The 16,684-nt window shown below is 44.0% G+C and carries 8 protein-coding genes; all 8 read left to right on the forward strand.

What is annotated here, in order from left to right:
• Positions 1-94 precede the first annotated feature (94 nt).
• Positions 95-2,155 (forward strand): glycosyl hydrolase 115 family protein, encoded by a 2,061-nt coding sequence (locus NE473_RS08710; protein WP_070102809.1) that lies wholly within the window; start codon positions 95-97, stop codon positions 2,153-2,155.
• A 211-nt stretch (positions 2,156-2,366) separates the two neighbouring features.
• A complete protein-coding gene (locus tag NE473_RS08715; RefSeq protein ID WP_256265209.1) occupies positions 2,367-4,130 on the forward strand; it encodes a sensor histidine kinase in 1,764 nt (587 codons plus the stop codon).
• Positions 4,123-5,622, forward strand: coding sequence for a response regulator (locus NE473_RS08720; RefSeq protein ID WP_006775459.1), 1,500 nt, complete (start codon positions 4,123-4,125; stop codon positions 5,620-5,622). Before NE473_RS08715 ends, NE473_RS08720 begins: the two co-directional genes overlap by 8 nt.
• 204 nt (positions 5,623-5,826) lie before the next feature.
• Positions 5,827-7,191, forward strand: a complete 1,365-nt coding sequence (locus tag NE473_RS08725; RefSeq protein WP_117632227.1) for an ABC transporter substrate-binding protein — start codon at positions 5,827-5,829, stop codon at positions 7,189-7,191.
• 67 nt (positions 7,192-7,258) lie between these two features.
• Entirely contained in the window at positions 7,259-8,170 is a 912-nt protein-coding gene (locus NE473_RS08730) for a carbohydrate ABC transporter permease (RefSeq protein ID WP_006775463.1), read from the forward strand.
• 4 nt (positions 8,171-8,174) lie between these two features.
• A complete protein-coding gene (locus NE473_RS08735) occupies positions 8,175-9,026 on the forward strand; it encodes a carbohydrate ABC transporter permease (RefSeq protein WP_039892412.1) in 852 nt (283 codons plus the stop codon).
• A 367-nt stretch (positions 9,027-9,393) separates the two neighbouring features.
• Positions 9,394-15,003 (forward strand): bacterial Ig-like domain-containing protein, encoded by a 5,610-nt coding sequence (locus tag NE473_RS08740; protein ID WP_181987958.1) that lies wholly within the window; start codon positions 9,394-9,396, stop codon positions 15,001-15,003.
• Positions 15,004-15,492: 489 nt separating this feature from the next.
• The gene (locus tag NE473_RS08745) at positions 15,493-15,909 is read left to right on the forward strand and encodes a helix-turn-helix domain-containing protein (protein ID WP_055650823.1); all 417 of its coding nucleotides are present in this window, start codon (positions 15,493-15,495) and stop codon (positions 15,907-15,909) included.
• Positions 15,910-16,684 lie beyond the last annotated feature (775 nt).

Here is a 16,684-nt window from a genome sequence, read left to right on the forward strand (position 1 = left end):
TTTTCAGTAAGAATATAGGAAAAGATCATTTTCTTTGTTAATAAGAAGGATTAAAATTAAGAAATAAAAAGCAAGGGAAGAGGAGATTATGGATATGCAGAATGATTTTTTTATATTGAACAGGGACGTCACAATCGATGCGGAATTAAAGAGTGAACCTGTCCGGCGTGCAGTATCACGTTTTTACCGGGATCTTTCGATGGTGCTGGAACCAGCAGATGAAGGAACGGAGAGAGCAGAATCAGGAAAGATATGCTTGAAAAAGGGGGATTTGGCGGCAGAAGAATATGATATTTATGTAGAAAATAACAGAAAGGTGACAATTACGGCCTCGGAGGAACTGGGCTTCATTTATGCACTGATCTACATTAGTGAGCACTGCCTGCAAATACTTCCGTTTTGGTTCTGGAATGATCAGAGATTCGTAAAACAAAAAGAAATACCCATTTTATTTAAAAAATACCATTCAGAAAAAAAGCCGGTCGCTTACCGGGGCTGGTTTATTAACGACGAGGTTTTGATCAGCCACTGGGACGCGGAGAAAGATGCAGCCTATCCGTGGGAAATGGCGTTTGAAGCGCTGCTGCGCTGCGGCGGCAATACGGTGATTCCGGGAACGGACAGCAATTCAAAAAAATATGCCGGTCTTGCGGGAGACATGGGATTGTGGCTTACCCAACACCATGCGGAACCCCTGGGGGCAGAGATGTTCCTGCGGGCTTATCCGGATAAAACCCCTTCATTCAAAGAGTATCCAGACTTGTTCCGAGGTCTTTGGGAGGAAGGAATAAAGAGACAGATGAATCATAAAATCATCTGGAATCTTGGCTTCCGAGGCCAGGGTGATACCCCATTCTGGGAGAATGATCCCCAGTATGATACTCCGGAGAAGAGAGGACAGTTGATCAGCAGTATTATGCAGGAACAGTATGACCTGGTAAAAAAATACGTTGCGAATCCTGTTTTTGGCACAAATCTGTATGGAGAAACCATGGAGCTTTATCAGCAGGGGCTGATCGAACTTCCGGATAATGTAATTATGATCTGGGCTGATAACGGTTACGGAAAGATGGTATCCAGAAGGCAGGGCAATCATAATCCGCGAGTTCCTGCACTTCCGGGTGAAGGGCTGGGCGACAGAAGACATGGCGTTTACTATCACGTTTCTTTTTATGATCTTCAGGCTGCCAATGTGCTCACGATGCTGCCGAATCCCATGGAATTTGTTAAAAAGGAACTGAAGCATGCTTATGATTGTGGGATTTCAACGCTGTGGCTCGTGAACTGCTCCAATATTAAGCCCCATGTCTATCCTCTGGATTTTGCTGCCACTTTATGGAACTCTCTGGAAACGGAGCCGGAAAAGCATCTGGAACAGTACATAAGCAGGTATTATGGGGACAGATCCTTAAAGGAAATGAGAGAATGCTTTATGGAATATTTTGAAGCCGCGCTTCCGTATGGAGAGGAGGAAGACGAACATGCGGGCGAACAGTTTTATAATTATGTCACCCGGGTTTTGATTCATCAGTGGATGAAGGATGGCGGAAACGCTGCCTGTGAGGAACTTCGCTGGTGTGGACCGGCAGAAAGTTTCGCCGCACAGCTTCAGTGGTATGTGTCAAAATGTAAAAATGCCTGTCCACGCTTTCAAGGACTGCTCGACAGATGCGTAAGTCTGGCAGATGAACTGCCGGAAGACTGCCGTAGATTATGGAAGGATTCCCTCCTGCTCCAGGTAAAAATTCACACGTTCTGCCTGGAGGGCGTGATCCATTTCGGAAAGGGATATTCGGCATATGAAAGCAGCGATTATCTGAATGCCTTTTACGAAATTGGCCAGGCAGCAGACCACTTTTATCTGGCGGAGGAGGCTATGAAAGAGTGCGGACACGATAAATGGAAGGGCTTTTACGATAACGACTGTCAGACAGACATAAAAGAAACGGCATACTTACTCAGGCTGTTAATGGGGTATATCAGAAATATTGGAGATGGTCCATACTTTTATCAATGGCAGAGATTAATTATATATCCGGAACGAGACAGAAAGATCATGCTTCTTCTAAATTATGAAAATCACCTGACGGATGGAGAACTGTATCAGGCGATGAAGGAAAAAGAAAATAATAAATTTGACAAAATCAGCCTTTAGCTTTTAAGCGAAGAGCTCCTGCTTTTGCAGAAATAAATATAGCCGGTCATTATTTCCTTTACAGAAAATCCAATGGCCGGTTTTGCAGTTGATTTCTATTATGTCTTTGCAGTTTTCTCTGTATTCGGTTATAATTATCTGGAAAAGTCGCTTTTTTCAAATCGAAAACAGGAAAATGAAGAATAGAGGAGCAGCGTTGAAAGGACAGTCGATGAAAAGATATCTGGAATATTGGTACCAGAAATACAGAGATTTAAAACTGGTGGAAAAGATGATTATTGTTTACGTCCTGATGTTGGGAATCTGTTTTCTTATAAGCGTTGCTGCACTACAGGTCAGCTTCAATATTTATGATGGGAAATTGTATGAAAAGTCCCTGCAGGAACTGGATTTTTTTACTCAGGAGGTAAACCGGAGTTTAGACGAGGTGGAAGGAATCTCCTATAACATAGCAATCGATACGCAGATTCAGGAACAGCTCACAAAAATGAAAAATTTGAAACATTTTACTGCGGATTATTCTTATGAAGTTTATCAGCTCCGTATGCTGTTTAATAAAGAACTGGCAAATTCAAATATGATATCCAACATGGTATATACGGACGGGGATAAAACTCAGTTTGTTGTGGGGCTTGCAACGGGAACGATCAGTAAGGAACTGTACGATTCAGTGATGAACCGGATTCATGAAGCAAAAGGGGCCTATGTGGTACAGCCGCCAACGACAGAGTATCCCTATTTGCTGACGGGCCGTGATGTAAGAAAACATATTGATGCGAGCCTGGAGTATCTCGGGAGCCTTCTGATCACCTGCGATGTTGCAGGAATGATCGAAAAGAATATTGACGATCTGGAAGCTGACAGTTCCACGCTCTGTGTGTACTCAAATGAGGGCGTTATCTATGAAAAGCAGAAGGGCATGATGGAGCGTCTGCCTAAGCTGGAGGGAGATAAAGGGTATCAGATTATTAAAGAACACGGACAGCGATATTTTGCTTGTTATTTACAATCATCAAAGACAGGCTGGACCTATGTCAATATATTTCCTTATTCGGAAATTTACGGACAGAATCAGAATCTGCGGTATATGATGATTGGTGGATTTCTTCTGCTGTTTCTTACTACCGCACTGATTTTGAAAAAACTTGCGCATATGATTGTGAAGCCGCTGGAACATTTAACAGAAAGTATGCAGATTGTGGAAACCGGAGATTTTGATCAGGCAAGAGAGTTTTTAGGAACCAGTACGCAGAAAGATGAGATCGGCCTGATGACCCAGGAATTTAAAGTGACATTGGATAAAATCGATTATCTGATTCATGAAAATTATGAAAAACAGTTTCTTTTGAAGGATACTAAGTATAAGATGCTCCAGGCGCAGATCAATCCGCACTTCCTTTATAATACTTTAAACAGCATAAACTGGATGATCCGTGCCCGAAAAAATGACGAGGCGGCGGAAATGACAGTGGCTCTGGGAACGATCTTACGGTCTGCCCTGAATAAACAGCAATATGTCGCCGTTGATGAGGAACTGGACAGTCTGAGGAAATATATGACGATTCAGGAGTACCGGTACAGGAAGCGTGTGGCCTTTTCTGTGGAATGTGAAGTCTCGGGGCAGTATCTAATCCCCCATATGACACTGCAGCCGCTGGTAGAGAATTCTATCTACCACGGGGTGGAAAAGATGCTGACGCCGTGTAAGATATCCGTTACGATCAGAGAAGAAGGAGGGAGAATTACCATAACTGTATCGGACAACGGCCCCGGAATGACGGAGGAAGAACTGGAAGCGGTCCGTACTTTTACCGCAGAGCCGAAAGGCCATGGTATTGGATTAAAGAATATTTACGAACGGCTGAAAATGGCATTTGATCAGGAGGCGTATTTTGATATCAGCAGTGTACCGGGAGGCGGAACGACGGTGACAATTAAGATTCCAAAGGCAGAGGTGATGATAAGCGATGAATAAGGTGTTGTTGGTAGATGATGAGGATATTGAACGCGAGGCAATGGCGGAGATTATTCCATGGAAGAAGCTGGACATGGAACTGGTGGATATGGCGTGGAATGGAATTGAAGGGCTTGAAAAAATACGGATGCATATTCCTGACATTGTAATTACAGATATCAAAATGCCGGTTATGGATGGGATTCAGCTGATCCGCAATACGAAAGAGCTTTATCCGGACATACTTTTTGTGGTGCTGTCCGGATATGGGGAATATGAATACACCAGCAGAGCAATGGAACTTGGAATCCGGCATTATATTTTAAAGCCCTGTGATGAGGAAAAGATTGTAGAAGTGCTGCTGGGAGTGAAGAAGGAACTGGAAGAACTGGAGAACAGAAGAAAGTCGGAACAGGAGTACCGGAGCACCTTTGACCGTATGCTTCCACGTGTAAAAGAACAGATACTCGGAATCTTGATAACCAAAGAGGAGGTGTCCAGGGCTGATGAAATCCTTCTGGAGAAATTTATGGAGGATATTACAAACTCCTTTGTATTGCTGGGAATTCAGTCCTCCCTGGAGTTGGATCAGCTGGATCAGTTTGCTCTGACAAATATATTAACAGAGCTTTTAGGTGTGGAGAACGTCTATATGAGTACAGCCACAAAAAATGAGATGGTTTATCTGATTCCAGCGGAGATGGCAGAAAATCTGCGGCCTCTGATTATAAAGGTTCATAAGGAGTATCGGAAGTATAAACAGACAAAGCTTCGTTCGGCGATCAGCAGAACAGGGGGGATTGAGGACGTCAGCCATCTGTACTCTCAGCTTCAGGAGTTGTTCTTTTTAGGTGATTCGGAAGGGAAGATGGAGTTTATCAGCTTTGATTTTTTGGGTGAGGCCGATGACAATTCCGTTATGGTATTGGATTATGACCGAATCAGGGAGGCAAAGGATTACGCGGAGGTGATGTTTGAGATTTATACTTCTTTTGTAAAGATGGAAATTCGTGGGTTTTCAAGGAAAAGGATCGCAGATTCCTTTCGTTTCTTTTTGAAGATATTCTGTGGGAAAGCGGAATGCGAATTGAACGATGGAGATATCTGGGGAATTCTGGAAATGGTGATTGAAGAATGCACTGCTTATCTGAAACTGTCACTGCCTGATACAAAAGATGGGAGCCGCATGAAACATATATTATATAGTATTTATCAGAATATCAAAAATCCGGATTTAAGTCTGCAGTATCTGGCGAAAGAAGTACTATTTATGAATGAAGATTATTTTGGACGTTTCTTCTACCGTTACACCAATGAGAAATACTCTTCGTTTTTAGTCAGGATTCGGGTAGATTTGGCAAAACGACTGATGGCTTTTGATCCGGATATCCGGATATCTGAATTAGCCGAGCAGATTGGGTATCCCGCAGATGGACAGTATTTTGCCAAGGTATTTAAGAAGACTACAGGGCTGGTACCGTCTGAATATCGAAAAATGCTAACCGTTCGTTGATTAAAGTCGGAAAATTACAAATAAATGAAAAAAGAGGGGTATCTAAGAAAGTATATTTTTTTCCTGGATGCTTCTTTTTTTACGTTTTAGTCGGAATTTTACAGATGAGTAATCTGTAAATTCCATTCAGATTTCCAGTGGAAAACAGTATAATAAGGCTATCAGAAATAAACAAAACCAGATTAGAAAAGGAGAGTCGTATTTATGAAAAGGTCTTTAAAAAAATTAACAGCTTTAAGTATGGCGGCGGCCATGGCGTTTTCACTGGCAGGATGCAGTTCAGGGAACGGAGGAGAGACAACGGCAGCAGAAGCCGCTAAGACAGATACACAGGCGGCCGGGACAGAGAGTACGGGTGAACCGGTTACCCTTAAAATTACCTGGTGGGGAGGCCAGGGGCGTCACGACTACACACAGAAAATGCTGGATGCCTATACTGCCTCCCATCCAAATGTAACATTTGAGGCAATGCCGTCAGGCTGGGATGGATATTTTGACAAACTGGCTACCCAGGCTGCTTCCGGTTCCATGCCTGACATTGTCCAGATGGATTATCTCTATATCACTACATATGCTAAAAATAATTCTCTGGCTGATTTACAGCAGTTTGTGGACGATGGAACGATTGACACCTCCAAGATAGATCAAAATCTGCTTAACACAGGAAACATCAATGGTAAACTAAATGGAATGGTGCTCAGCAGTTCTTATTTATCGGTCGGATATAATCCGGAAGTATTAGCGGATGCTGGCGTGACAGAGCCGGACAGCAGCTGGACCTGGGATGATTTTATTCAGACGGCTGAAACGGTCAAGGAAAAGACCGGTAAGTATGGTATGGCAGGCGGACCGGTCGATGATACCAACTTATTTAACTACTGGGTAAGACAGCATGGAGAAAGCTTGTTCAGTGAAGACAAGAAGGCGATCGGCTATGCGGATGACAAGCTTTGCTCAGATTTTATCCAAATGTGGGCTGATCTGATGGCAAAGGGGGCTGCACCGAATCCGGATGAGTATGCGGCGATCCAGACTCTGGGAGAGGAAGGAAGACCGGTTGTAACCGGAGAAGGCGCCATGCTGACAGAGTGGAACAACTATGCGACAAAAGTAAGCGGAACCAACGACAAGCTGAAAATGGTAACCCCTCCGATGGTTGCCGGTTCTGACGCCAAAGGTCTCTGGATGAAACCAGGCATGTTCTTCTCCATCGCGGAAACGTCCAAGGTTAAAAAAGAAGCTGCAGAATTTATCGACTGGTTTGTTAATTCAGAGGAAGCCAACGACATCATGATGGCGGAGAGAGGGACTCCGGTATCTTCAGAGATCCGTGATTATATGGTGGCATCTGGCAAGTTATCGGATCAGCAGGCAACGATGTTCAAGGGTGTAGAAGATGCCCTGGCACTCTGCGGTGAAACACCTGATCCAGATCCGGTTGGAATGTCAGAGGTTAATGAGTCCTTTAAGAATGCTGCTTACAGCGCATTCTACGGGCAGATGACTCCAGAAGAAGCAGCAGCTAAATTCAGAAAAGACGCAGATGCAATTCTTTCACGGAATAACTGATTGGCAGAAGGAGGGGACCATATACCATGGTCCCCTCTGACAGTAAAGAGGAGATTGGATAACCATTATGAAAAGTAAAAAGAAAAAAGCCGTTTCCAGACAGGCCGATAATGCAGTTGCGTACCTGCTCATGGCACCCTGGCTTGTGGGATTTATCGGGATGTGGCTGATTCCGGCGATTATTTCCATCTATTATTCCTTCACGGATTTTAACCTGTTAAACGATCCCAAGATCATTGGATTTGCCAACTATGCACGTGCTTTCACACAGGATGAGACGTTTGTACAGGCGCTCAAAGTGACATTTTTATATGTATTGGTACTCGTTCCGCTAAGACTTGCATTTGCCCTTTTTGTAGCCATGCTTTTAAATAAGAAACACAAGGGACTTGGGCTTTACAGAACCCTCTATTACGTTCCCTCCATCATAGGCGGAAGCATTGCGGTTTCCGTTGTGTGGAAGCAGATATTCGGAAATAAGGGTGTGGTTATGACACTGCTGTCCGTATTTGGAATCCAGCAGACCACCTCCTTTCTGGGAAATCCCAAGACGGCGCTCAGTGTCATCATTCTCATGGGAGTATGGCAGTTTGGTTCCTCTATGCTGATCTTCTTATCCGCATTAAAGCAGATCCCGTATACCCTTTATGAATCGGCTATGGTGGATGGAGCGAAGCCGTCCTATACATTTTTCAGAATTACGCTTCCGATGCTGACCCCGACGATTTTCTTTAATCTGATTTTACAGATTATCAACGGCTTCCGGGTATTTACAGAGAGCTATGTAATCACCGACGGCGGCCCGTTAGACAGTACACTGTCCTATGTGCTTTACTTATACCGCAGAGCCTTTACGTATTTTGATATGGGCTATAGCTGTGCACTTGCCTGGATCCTGGTTGCAATTATCGCTGTCTTCACCGTGATTATTTTCAAAACACAGAAGAACTGGGTCTATTATGAATCTGAGGAGGGGTGAGAAAATGGGAATGCACACAAAGAAAAAGATAAATTCGGTAATATTTCACATAGGAGCGTGCGCGCTTGGATTTTTGATGATTTATCCCCTGCTCTGGCTTCTGGCCAGTTCCTTTAAGAGCAATGATACCATGTTTCTGGATACGTATTCTCTGATCCCAAAGGTATGGGATGCAGGTACTAACTATAACAGCGGTTTTTCAGGGATCGGCGGTGTGAAGTTTACAACATTTTTTACCAATTCGCTGATCGTAACTGTTATCGGAACGGTAGGCTGTGTATTGACCTCCCTGTTGGCGGCCTATGCATTGTCCAGACTTAAATTTAAATTTTCCGGCTTTTGGTTTGGCTGTGTCATGATGACCATGATGATTCCCCCGCAGGTTATGGTCGTACCTCAATACATTATCTTAAAGCAGCTGCATTTGATTAATACGAAAACGGCACTTGTTCTTCCGTGGATTTTTGGCGGTGCGTTTTTTATCTTTCTGATGGTTCAGTTTTTCCGTGGAATTCCGAGAGAACTGGATGAAGCGGCAGAAATTGACGGATGCGGAAAGATAACGACCTTATTTAGAATTCTTGTGCCAGTGGTAAAACCGGCGATTATTACGTCCTCTATCTTTGCGTTTTACTGGATCTGGCAGGATTTCTTCCAGCCGCTGATTTTTATGAACAGTGTGGAACGCTTTACAATTCCGCTGGCACTGAATATGTATTTGGATCCAAACTCTTATAACAACTATGGTGGACTGTTTGCAATGTCAGTAATTTCGCTGCTGCCGGTAATTATTTTCTTTATTATCTTCCAAAGATATCTGGTGGATGGAATTGCCATGGATGGCATCAAGGGATAGAAACAGACAGATTGCAGCAACAGTTAATGGTATGATATGGAACAGTATGGAATATGTCAAGAGTATTCCATACTGTTCTTTTAGTATGGGGCGGCAGGACTCAGTTGAGTGCGCGAAGCGCAGAATTTAGACGGGAGGCGGCAACTTTTGTTGATAATTTATGTGTTTTTTGTTTGGTTATAATGGCGTTTTTTTGAGGCTGCTGAATATAAAAATTATAAAAAATATAATAAAGTCGGAATTTTCCAGCAAGGTTACCGGAAAATTACATAGGAAAAACAGAAAGTTTTGGATAGAATATAGGCACATCCTGAAAGCTCGTTGGGAGTACCCGCAGCGAAGGGAGAAAAAAGGAAGGGAGAATAGTATGAGATTGAAACAGAGAACATGGTTTCGCCGTACGATAGCGGCAGTACTTGTGGCCGGCATGACGGTTGCAACGGGTATGTTTACACTGGCTGCACCGGGGAATGGTGGAAAAACGGCCGGCGCCAGTGATTGGAAAGAAATTGCTGCCGTAGATTTCAGCGGGCTGGAAAGTTTGGATAACTTAAAGGACGGCTGGGTGGTCAGCGGAGGTTCAGGAACAGCAGAACTGGTTGAGGCAGGTGAGAGTGCAGAGGGAAAGGCCCTGAAGCTTACACGGTCATCAGATGGAGCTGTCACGCAATTAGTAAGAAGTGCATTGGGAATCGACAAAAGTAACTGCTCCTATGTATCGATAGAAACCAGACTGAAGCTTGGTACAGAAAAAGGCAACAAGCAGTGGAGTATCCCGTATATTAAGGATAAAAATGGAAAGGTAGCGTATACAGTCTTCGTAAGTGATGATGCGAACCAGTGGAGCCAGTATAAAACCCATGTTAATGGTACGAACAACCAGGCAGCAGGCACAGCGGTTCCCGGAACGTGGCAGACCGTCCGCATGGATATTAACCTGGAAAAGAATACGTTCCGTGTCTCTGTGGACGGCTCTTATGTGTTGTACGATGAGAATGCGAGAAGTGCAGCAGACAGCCTTGATACAATCCAGTTTTATGCGGACAGCTGGAATCGCGGAACTGTTTACATTCAGTCAGTAAAAGTGATGGGGCAGCAGGAGCATAAGGCAGGAACGACTTACTATGTGAGTAGCGAGGGCAATGATGAAGCGGCGGGGACATCGGAGAATACTGCATGGAAGACGCTTGGGCGGGTAAACCGCGAGCATTTTATCCCTGGAGACAGGATCTTGTTCCGTTGCGGAGATGAATGGGAAAATGAGACGCTTTTTCCACAGGGAAGCGGTAGTGCGGATGAAAAAATAGTTCTTGGCAGCTACGGAGAGGGGGCTATGCCTAAAATCTCCACAAACGGAAAGGCTGCGGATGCGGTCTGCCTGTACAATCAGGAATACTGGGAAATCTGCGGTCTGGATATCTCCAATACCGTGGAAGGTTTTTCCCAACTGTCGGGAGATGGAAACGGAGACGGGACACCGCCTGAAACTAATAATGCAGACCGAAACGCTGCAGATGGAAAATTGTTGGGTGAGTACCGGGGAATCCATATCGCGGGCCGTGATGTAGCTTCTTTAAAAGGTTACCATCTTCATGATTTGCTGATACATGATGTGACCGGTGTAGTGAGTTGGATTGGTGATACCGGACTTAAGGATGCCGGAATTGTGAACAATGCAGGTCTTGACGGCTCCAAGCGTACCGGAGGAATCCTTATCGAATGCCTGAAACCGAGCGGTAACCAGCCAACCCAGTTCAGCGATATTGTAATCGAGGACAGTGAATTTATCAATAATTCTTTCTGTGGCATAACAGTTAAGCAATGGAATGGTGAAGGCAGCCAGTATAGTAATAATCCAGGTTGGGCGAATCGGAACAGGGCAGGCGGAGCGCCGGATTACTACGATGCCAACTGGTATCCCCACAGCAATATTATAATTCAGGATAACTACATCAACCAGGGGGCTTCTGCCTATGCCTGCAATGGTATTTACTTGACCAGCAGTAAAGATTCCGTTATTCAGAGAAATGTCCTGGAACACATTGGAACCTGTGGAATCGAACTGTATTTTGCCGATAATGTGGCAGTTCAGTATAATGAGATTTCTGATGTGGTTAAAAAGGGCGGCGGCGCCGATGACAATGCCATAGATCCGGACTGGCGGGTAACAAATTCTCTGATCCAGTATAATTACATTCATGATGCAGGGGAAGGCTTCCTTTTATGCGGTGTTCATTTTAACTCCGGGGTAATCCGTTATAACCTGGTGCAGGACTGTGGAAGAAGTTATGTTCATTACTCTATGGGAAGCGGCTATTTCCAGATTTATAATAATATCTTCTACCGCAGTAAAGACGGTAATGGTACCAATAATTTCGATCCCTGGGGAGGTGGAAGTGCCGCCTATTTTAACAATGTGTTCTATGATGGAAAAGGACAGGGATTTAATTTCAGCGGAGGCAGCAACTTTGCCTATGACAATAATGCATATTACGGAACAGCACCTACAAGTAAGGATAAAAATCCGATTCTGCTGACTGATGATCCGTTTGAGGGAGACGCGCCCTCTCTGAACAGAAAGGGAAATTTCAAGACCGGCGTTCTTTTGGAGGCAAATGGATTGAGACCCAGAGTAGACTCTCCATTGATTGCAGCGGGAGTTGACCGGGATCCGAATGGATACAGCATAGATGATGGTCTGAAATCCAAAGGAAGCAAGTTTAATTTTACTTCACTGGACAAGGCAGATACGAATTACCTGGGCGACTGTATTAATATTGGAAGAATGGATTATCCAACTTTCGAAAAAACGGATGCTGAGGCAACCTTTGATTCGCCAAAGACACAGACGGTAGCGGATCAGAATGCACCTACGATCGGCATGTTTGAACTAAGCCTGGCTCCAGATGCGGTAATTCTCCGCGGCACTGTTACAGATGGATTGAATCCTGTCACGGGTGCAGTTGTAGAAGTGACAAGTGGAGATAAAACGGTTGAGGCTGTGACTAATAAGAGCGGCGTTTACTCGATTGTGCAGGGCTTGGCTCCGGGTGTAGCTACAATTACGGTTAAATGCGAGAAAGAAGATATAACAGACACTATCACACTGGAGGGAGGAAAAGTCAATCAGCACGATGTGACAGTTCCGATGGCAGACATGCCGGGATCATTTGAAAATGTTCTGATAGAAGAAAACTTTGAAGAACAGACGGATCCTGATAATTTCGGATTTTCACATGGAACAAAGATTGAGAATGGAAAACTGGTACTGACGGCAGGCAGTATGGGAAATGCAACCACAGCAGTTAAGACCTTTGGCCCTGAGATTACAGGGCAAAGAGGAATTGACATGACATTCGATTATGTCTGCACAAAGGGAGATAAACAGGGATTTGAATTCCGGGATTCATACGGAAGACTGTTGTTTGCGATATGTGCGGCAGCAGATAAGAATGATTTAAGGCCATCCGTAACCGGAGGAGCAGTAGATGATTCAAAAGCGGCAGCCGCCGAAGAACCATCCTGGAATCATATCGACATGAATAAGGATACAACGTATACGATCCGTGTGCACGCTGATTTTGAGGAGAAAACAGTCAGCTATTCCATCACGGAAAAAGACGGCAAGGTGGCAGCGCAGGAGATTGCAATTCCTACAGAAGCTTCCAATCTTGCAAAGATGATTGCCTGCAACTGGTGGGTCGGGCAGCCTCAGTATATCGATAATTTCAGGCTGACAGCTCCTGAAGCAGCACTGGATCTGCCGCTGGAAGGAAAAACGCTCTATGCGTTTGGCGACAGTATTGTTGCAGGCCATCAGTATACGAAACACAGCTTTGCTGATTTCATAGCAGATCAGGAGGGAATGATCCTTCAGAAATATGCGGTAAACGGGGCTACCATTATGGAGGCCGGTTATTCTGGAGGGCAGATTTTATCCCAGTTAAATAGTGCGCCGGACGAAGCACCGGATTATATTATCTTTGATGGTGGAACAAATGACGCAGAGTATCTCTTAAACAAGGACAGCGAGTCCCTTGGCACAATCGTGGAGGAATGTGATCCGGAACGATTCGATACAGATACTTTTGCAGGTGCTTTTGAGAAGACGGTTTATGAGATGAAGAAGAAATGGCCGGATGCTCAGTTGGTTTATGTAGCGGTACATAAGCTTGGCTCACGGGATGAGTCAATGCAGGATAAACTTCATGAACTGGAGCTTGCCGCCTGTGCAAAGTGGGAAGTAGCGGTTGCCAATCTCTATGACGATTCAGAACTGGATACTAGAAAGGAACCCCACAAGAACCGATATACCTTCAATTCCCTGGATAGTAATGGCCTTCCGGGAACAAATGGATCGGGAACGCATCCAAATTTAGCGGCGATTGAAGAATTCTATGTACCTGCAGTTACCGGGGCATTGCGCAGACCAGAGGTGCCCTCATCAGATAAAGAGGTCCTGACAGCTCTGATAGAAGAGGCGGAAAAAGAAACGGAGAAAACGGATATCTACTCTCCAGAGGCAATTGAAGCGGTTAAAAAGGCAATCGAAGCGGCCAAAAAGACAGCTGAAAAAGTATTTGCAACGCAGAAAGAAGTGGACGATCAGATCAAACAGCTGAAAAAGGCAATGGATGAACTGAAGGGAACAGAAACCGGATATTACACAGAACGTATTAAAGTAACGAAAAAACCAGAACGTACCAACTATGAAATTGGTGACCGCTTTGATCCGGAGGGAATGGAAGTTACGATTTATGAAATTGCCAGCAGCAGTAATGCTGCACGTTCGAGAGTGCTTTCGCCGGAGGAGTATGAAGTAGAGTCTGAGAGCTTTGAAACTGCAGGAACGAAAACGGTTACCACAGTATATCATGGAGTTGGAAGTGATGGACAAGAAGAGGCGTTTTATGATTCCTTTACAGTGGAAGTAATAGAAGCGCTGGAGAACGAAGTCTATACAACCGGAATTAAAGTAACGAGAAAACCAAATAAGTTAATGTATGAGACCGGAGACGACTTTGACCCGGCAGGGATGAAGGTAGTCGCTTATGAAGTGGCAAGTGCCAGCAATGCATCACGGAACGAACGAACACTAAATCCTGATGAGTACCAGATAAGGCATGAATCGTTCGATACAGACGGGACAAAGAAGGTTACAGTTTATTACGAGGCAGAAAATAAGGAAGGGGATAATGAAGTATTTACCGATTCCTTCACCGTAACCGTAACAGAAGTCTGGGAAGAGTATTATACAACCGGAATAGAAGTACGGAAAAAGCCGGATAAGACGGTTTATAAGACAGGAGAAGACTTCGACCCAGAGGGAATGAAAGTAGTCGCTTATGAAAGACGGGCAACCGCCAGCAATGCAGAGCGCAGGGAAAGAGTGCTTACGGAAGATGAGTACGATCTGGATATCCCGTCCTTTGGAATACAGGGAAGCAAGACCATCAAAGTGGTGTATGAGGGAGTGGATAAAAACGGAGAGGATAAAACCTTTAAGGATACCTTTACAGTTAAGGTTCTGGGACGTACGGTCAGCAGCAATGACAACGACAGCGACAGCAGCGGAAGCGTCTATATACCGGATGACAGTATCACCGGAACGTGGCAGGGCGGCCAGAATGAACCGTGGAAGTTTAAAAAGAGCACTGGAACATATGCAACAAATGAATGGGCTAAAATAAATGGGAAATGGTATCATTTTGATCAGGATAGCAATATGCAGACCGGCTGGTTGTCTGACCAGAACAAGTGGTATCTGTTAAATCCGGATGGTGCCATGTGTGCCGATACCTGGGTCCTGGTGAACGGGAAATGGTATTATTTCAATGCAGATGGGTCTATGAAGTGCAATGAGTGGTATTTCTATAAGGAAGACTGGTACTATCTTGGAAGAGATGGAGACATGCTGGTAAGTGATATAACACCGGATGGATATCAGGTGGATTCAGAAGGAAAATGGATTAAGTGATGAATAACACTTAAGCAGACTTGGAAAGAAAAACTACGAATACCGCAGATGAATCAAGTCTGCGGTATTCGTAGCTGTATATCAGAGAATTAAAACTACCACAGTTTCGTCAGAAACGGCGTAAAATTTGCAGCAGCATTCACATAGTAGCAGATAATAAGAGAGATACTTACCGATCTCCAGCGCATGTCCTGAGTGGGGCGCGTGATCCACAAGAGCGGGTTTAATGGAAGAAATACTTATGGCAGCCAGCATGGGATAATCGGTATCATTAATTAAAACCAGTCCTGGTTCTTGTAGAAAACATTAGTGCCAGAGAAGAAAACTACATATGTGGCATGGGGGTGACCAGATGTGATGAAAGTACTTATTACAAAAGATGTATGTAGGGAAAATTTGATAGTACATATATATGGAAACGGTATCATGACAGGCATAGATGCCATAATACGGAATACACTCATTGAATGACTAAAAGGAGAATGACTTATGAAGGATTATATTCGTTCTATTGCAGAAAACATTAGAAAATTACGTGAGCAAAAAGGAATGACACAAGAAGAACTAGCAGAATTAGCAGGAATATCTCAAAGCCATCTGAGTAAGTTTGAAGCTGGCTCCAGAAACATTGGAATGAAAACATATACAAGGATTCTGGAAGCATTAGGAGCTGTTCCTGTTTTGTTATCAGAAGTAGAACGAATTGAGAGGCATGTGGAGTTGTTGGAGCGTTTTATATGTTTAATAAAAGAGTGTTCCGAGGTTGAATTAAGATTTTTCATGGACATGTTGGAATCCATGAAGGATAATATAAATAAATTAAAATCAGATGAAGAAAAGAAAAAGGTCAGATTTCCACGCAATACCTGTTCAAATGATAAGTTGTCTAGGGAATGGGCTTCATGATGTCATTTCGCTAAAGGAGAGTCATTAATATGGCGACACTTTTCATTATGCGTCGGGTAGACTCAGTTGAGCACGCGAAATATCTACAACCCGCTATTGCCATGTTCAGCCGCTGATATCTTGAAGATTACCCAATCCATGTCTGGAAACGAAGCGATGGACTTTTGGTAATCGGATTACCACAGAGAAGTGCTGTCAATTATTACTTCTCCATTACTGTACGATATATACAGCCAGTAATGATCGGTGTTGTTGCATTTATTACGAATGTGCTTTTGATGATATACTGAACGGCGATAGCTCATTATTGCAACGAATGTTAAGCAATCTGATATGCAACAGTATTGTACACAATCCAGATGGCTACAAGATAAGTGTTTTTGTTGGAGGCTGAAGCATGTTTTTTCAGTGCTGTCTCGCATGGATTAAGTGTAAGAATAGAGCTTCCACTCTGAAATAGAAAAGCAAGGAGCAGCCTCCAAGCATAGAAAGCTGCTCCTTGCTTATTTTTTCATAATCATATCGGTAGGCTGATATCCGATGTCAAACGGTTTCAGTGCCCTCCTGATTCTGTACTCCTGCGGATTAAGAGTCAGCGCACAGTCAGCGGAGCCGCTGCAGGTAACTCTGTTATTTGAAAATCTCGGGCTGTCAGCATCAATCTGTCAAGCAGTCATTTTACTATAGCCTCCACCATATAGTTGAGGGCCAGTACAACTGTTTTCCCATGTCACTACCATCTTTTTCCTTCGTCTTCTAAAAGCCTTTTTAGCAA

The sequence above is a fragment of the Hungatella sp. SL.1.14 genome (genome assembly GCF_024460495.1).
GTDB lineage: Bacteria > Bacillota > Clostridia > Lachnospirales > Lachnospiraceae > Hungatella > Hungatella hathewayi.

Excerpts from the sequence above, each read along its gene's own strand:
- NE473_RS08735 (WP_039892412.1), top strand. The coding sequence starts at position 8,175 with ATGGGAATGCACACAAAGAAAAAGATAAATTCGGTAATATTTCACATA.
- NE473_RS08745 (WP_055650823.1), top strand. The coding sequence starts at position 15,493 with ATGAAGGATTATATTCGTTCTATTGCAGAAAACATTAGAAAATTACGT.
- NE473_RS08740 (WP_181987958.1), top strand. The coding sequence starts at position 9,394 with ATGAGATTGAAACAGAGAACATGGTTTCGCCGTACGATAGCGGCAGTA.
- NE473_RS08725 (WP_117632227.1), top strand. The coding sequence starts at position 5,827 with ATGAAAAGGTCTTTAAAAAAATTAACAGCTTTAAGTATGGCGGCGGCC.
- NE473_RS08710 (WP_070102809.1), top strand. The coding sequence starts at position 95 with ATGCAGAATGATTTTTTTATATTGAACAGGGACGTCACAATCGATGCG.
- NE473_RS08715 (WP_256265209.1), top strand. The coding sequence starts at position 2,367 with ATGAAAAGATATCTGGAATATTGGTACCAGAAATACAGAGATTTAAAA.
- NE473_RS08720 (WP_006775459.1), top strand. The coding sequence starts at position 4,123 with ATGAATAAGGTGTTGTTGGTAGATGATGAGGATATTGAACGCGAGGCA.
- NE473_RS08730 (WP_006775463.1), top strand. The coding sequence starts at position 7,259 with ATGAAAAGTAAAAAGAAAAAAGCCGTTTCCAGACAGGCCGATAATGCA.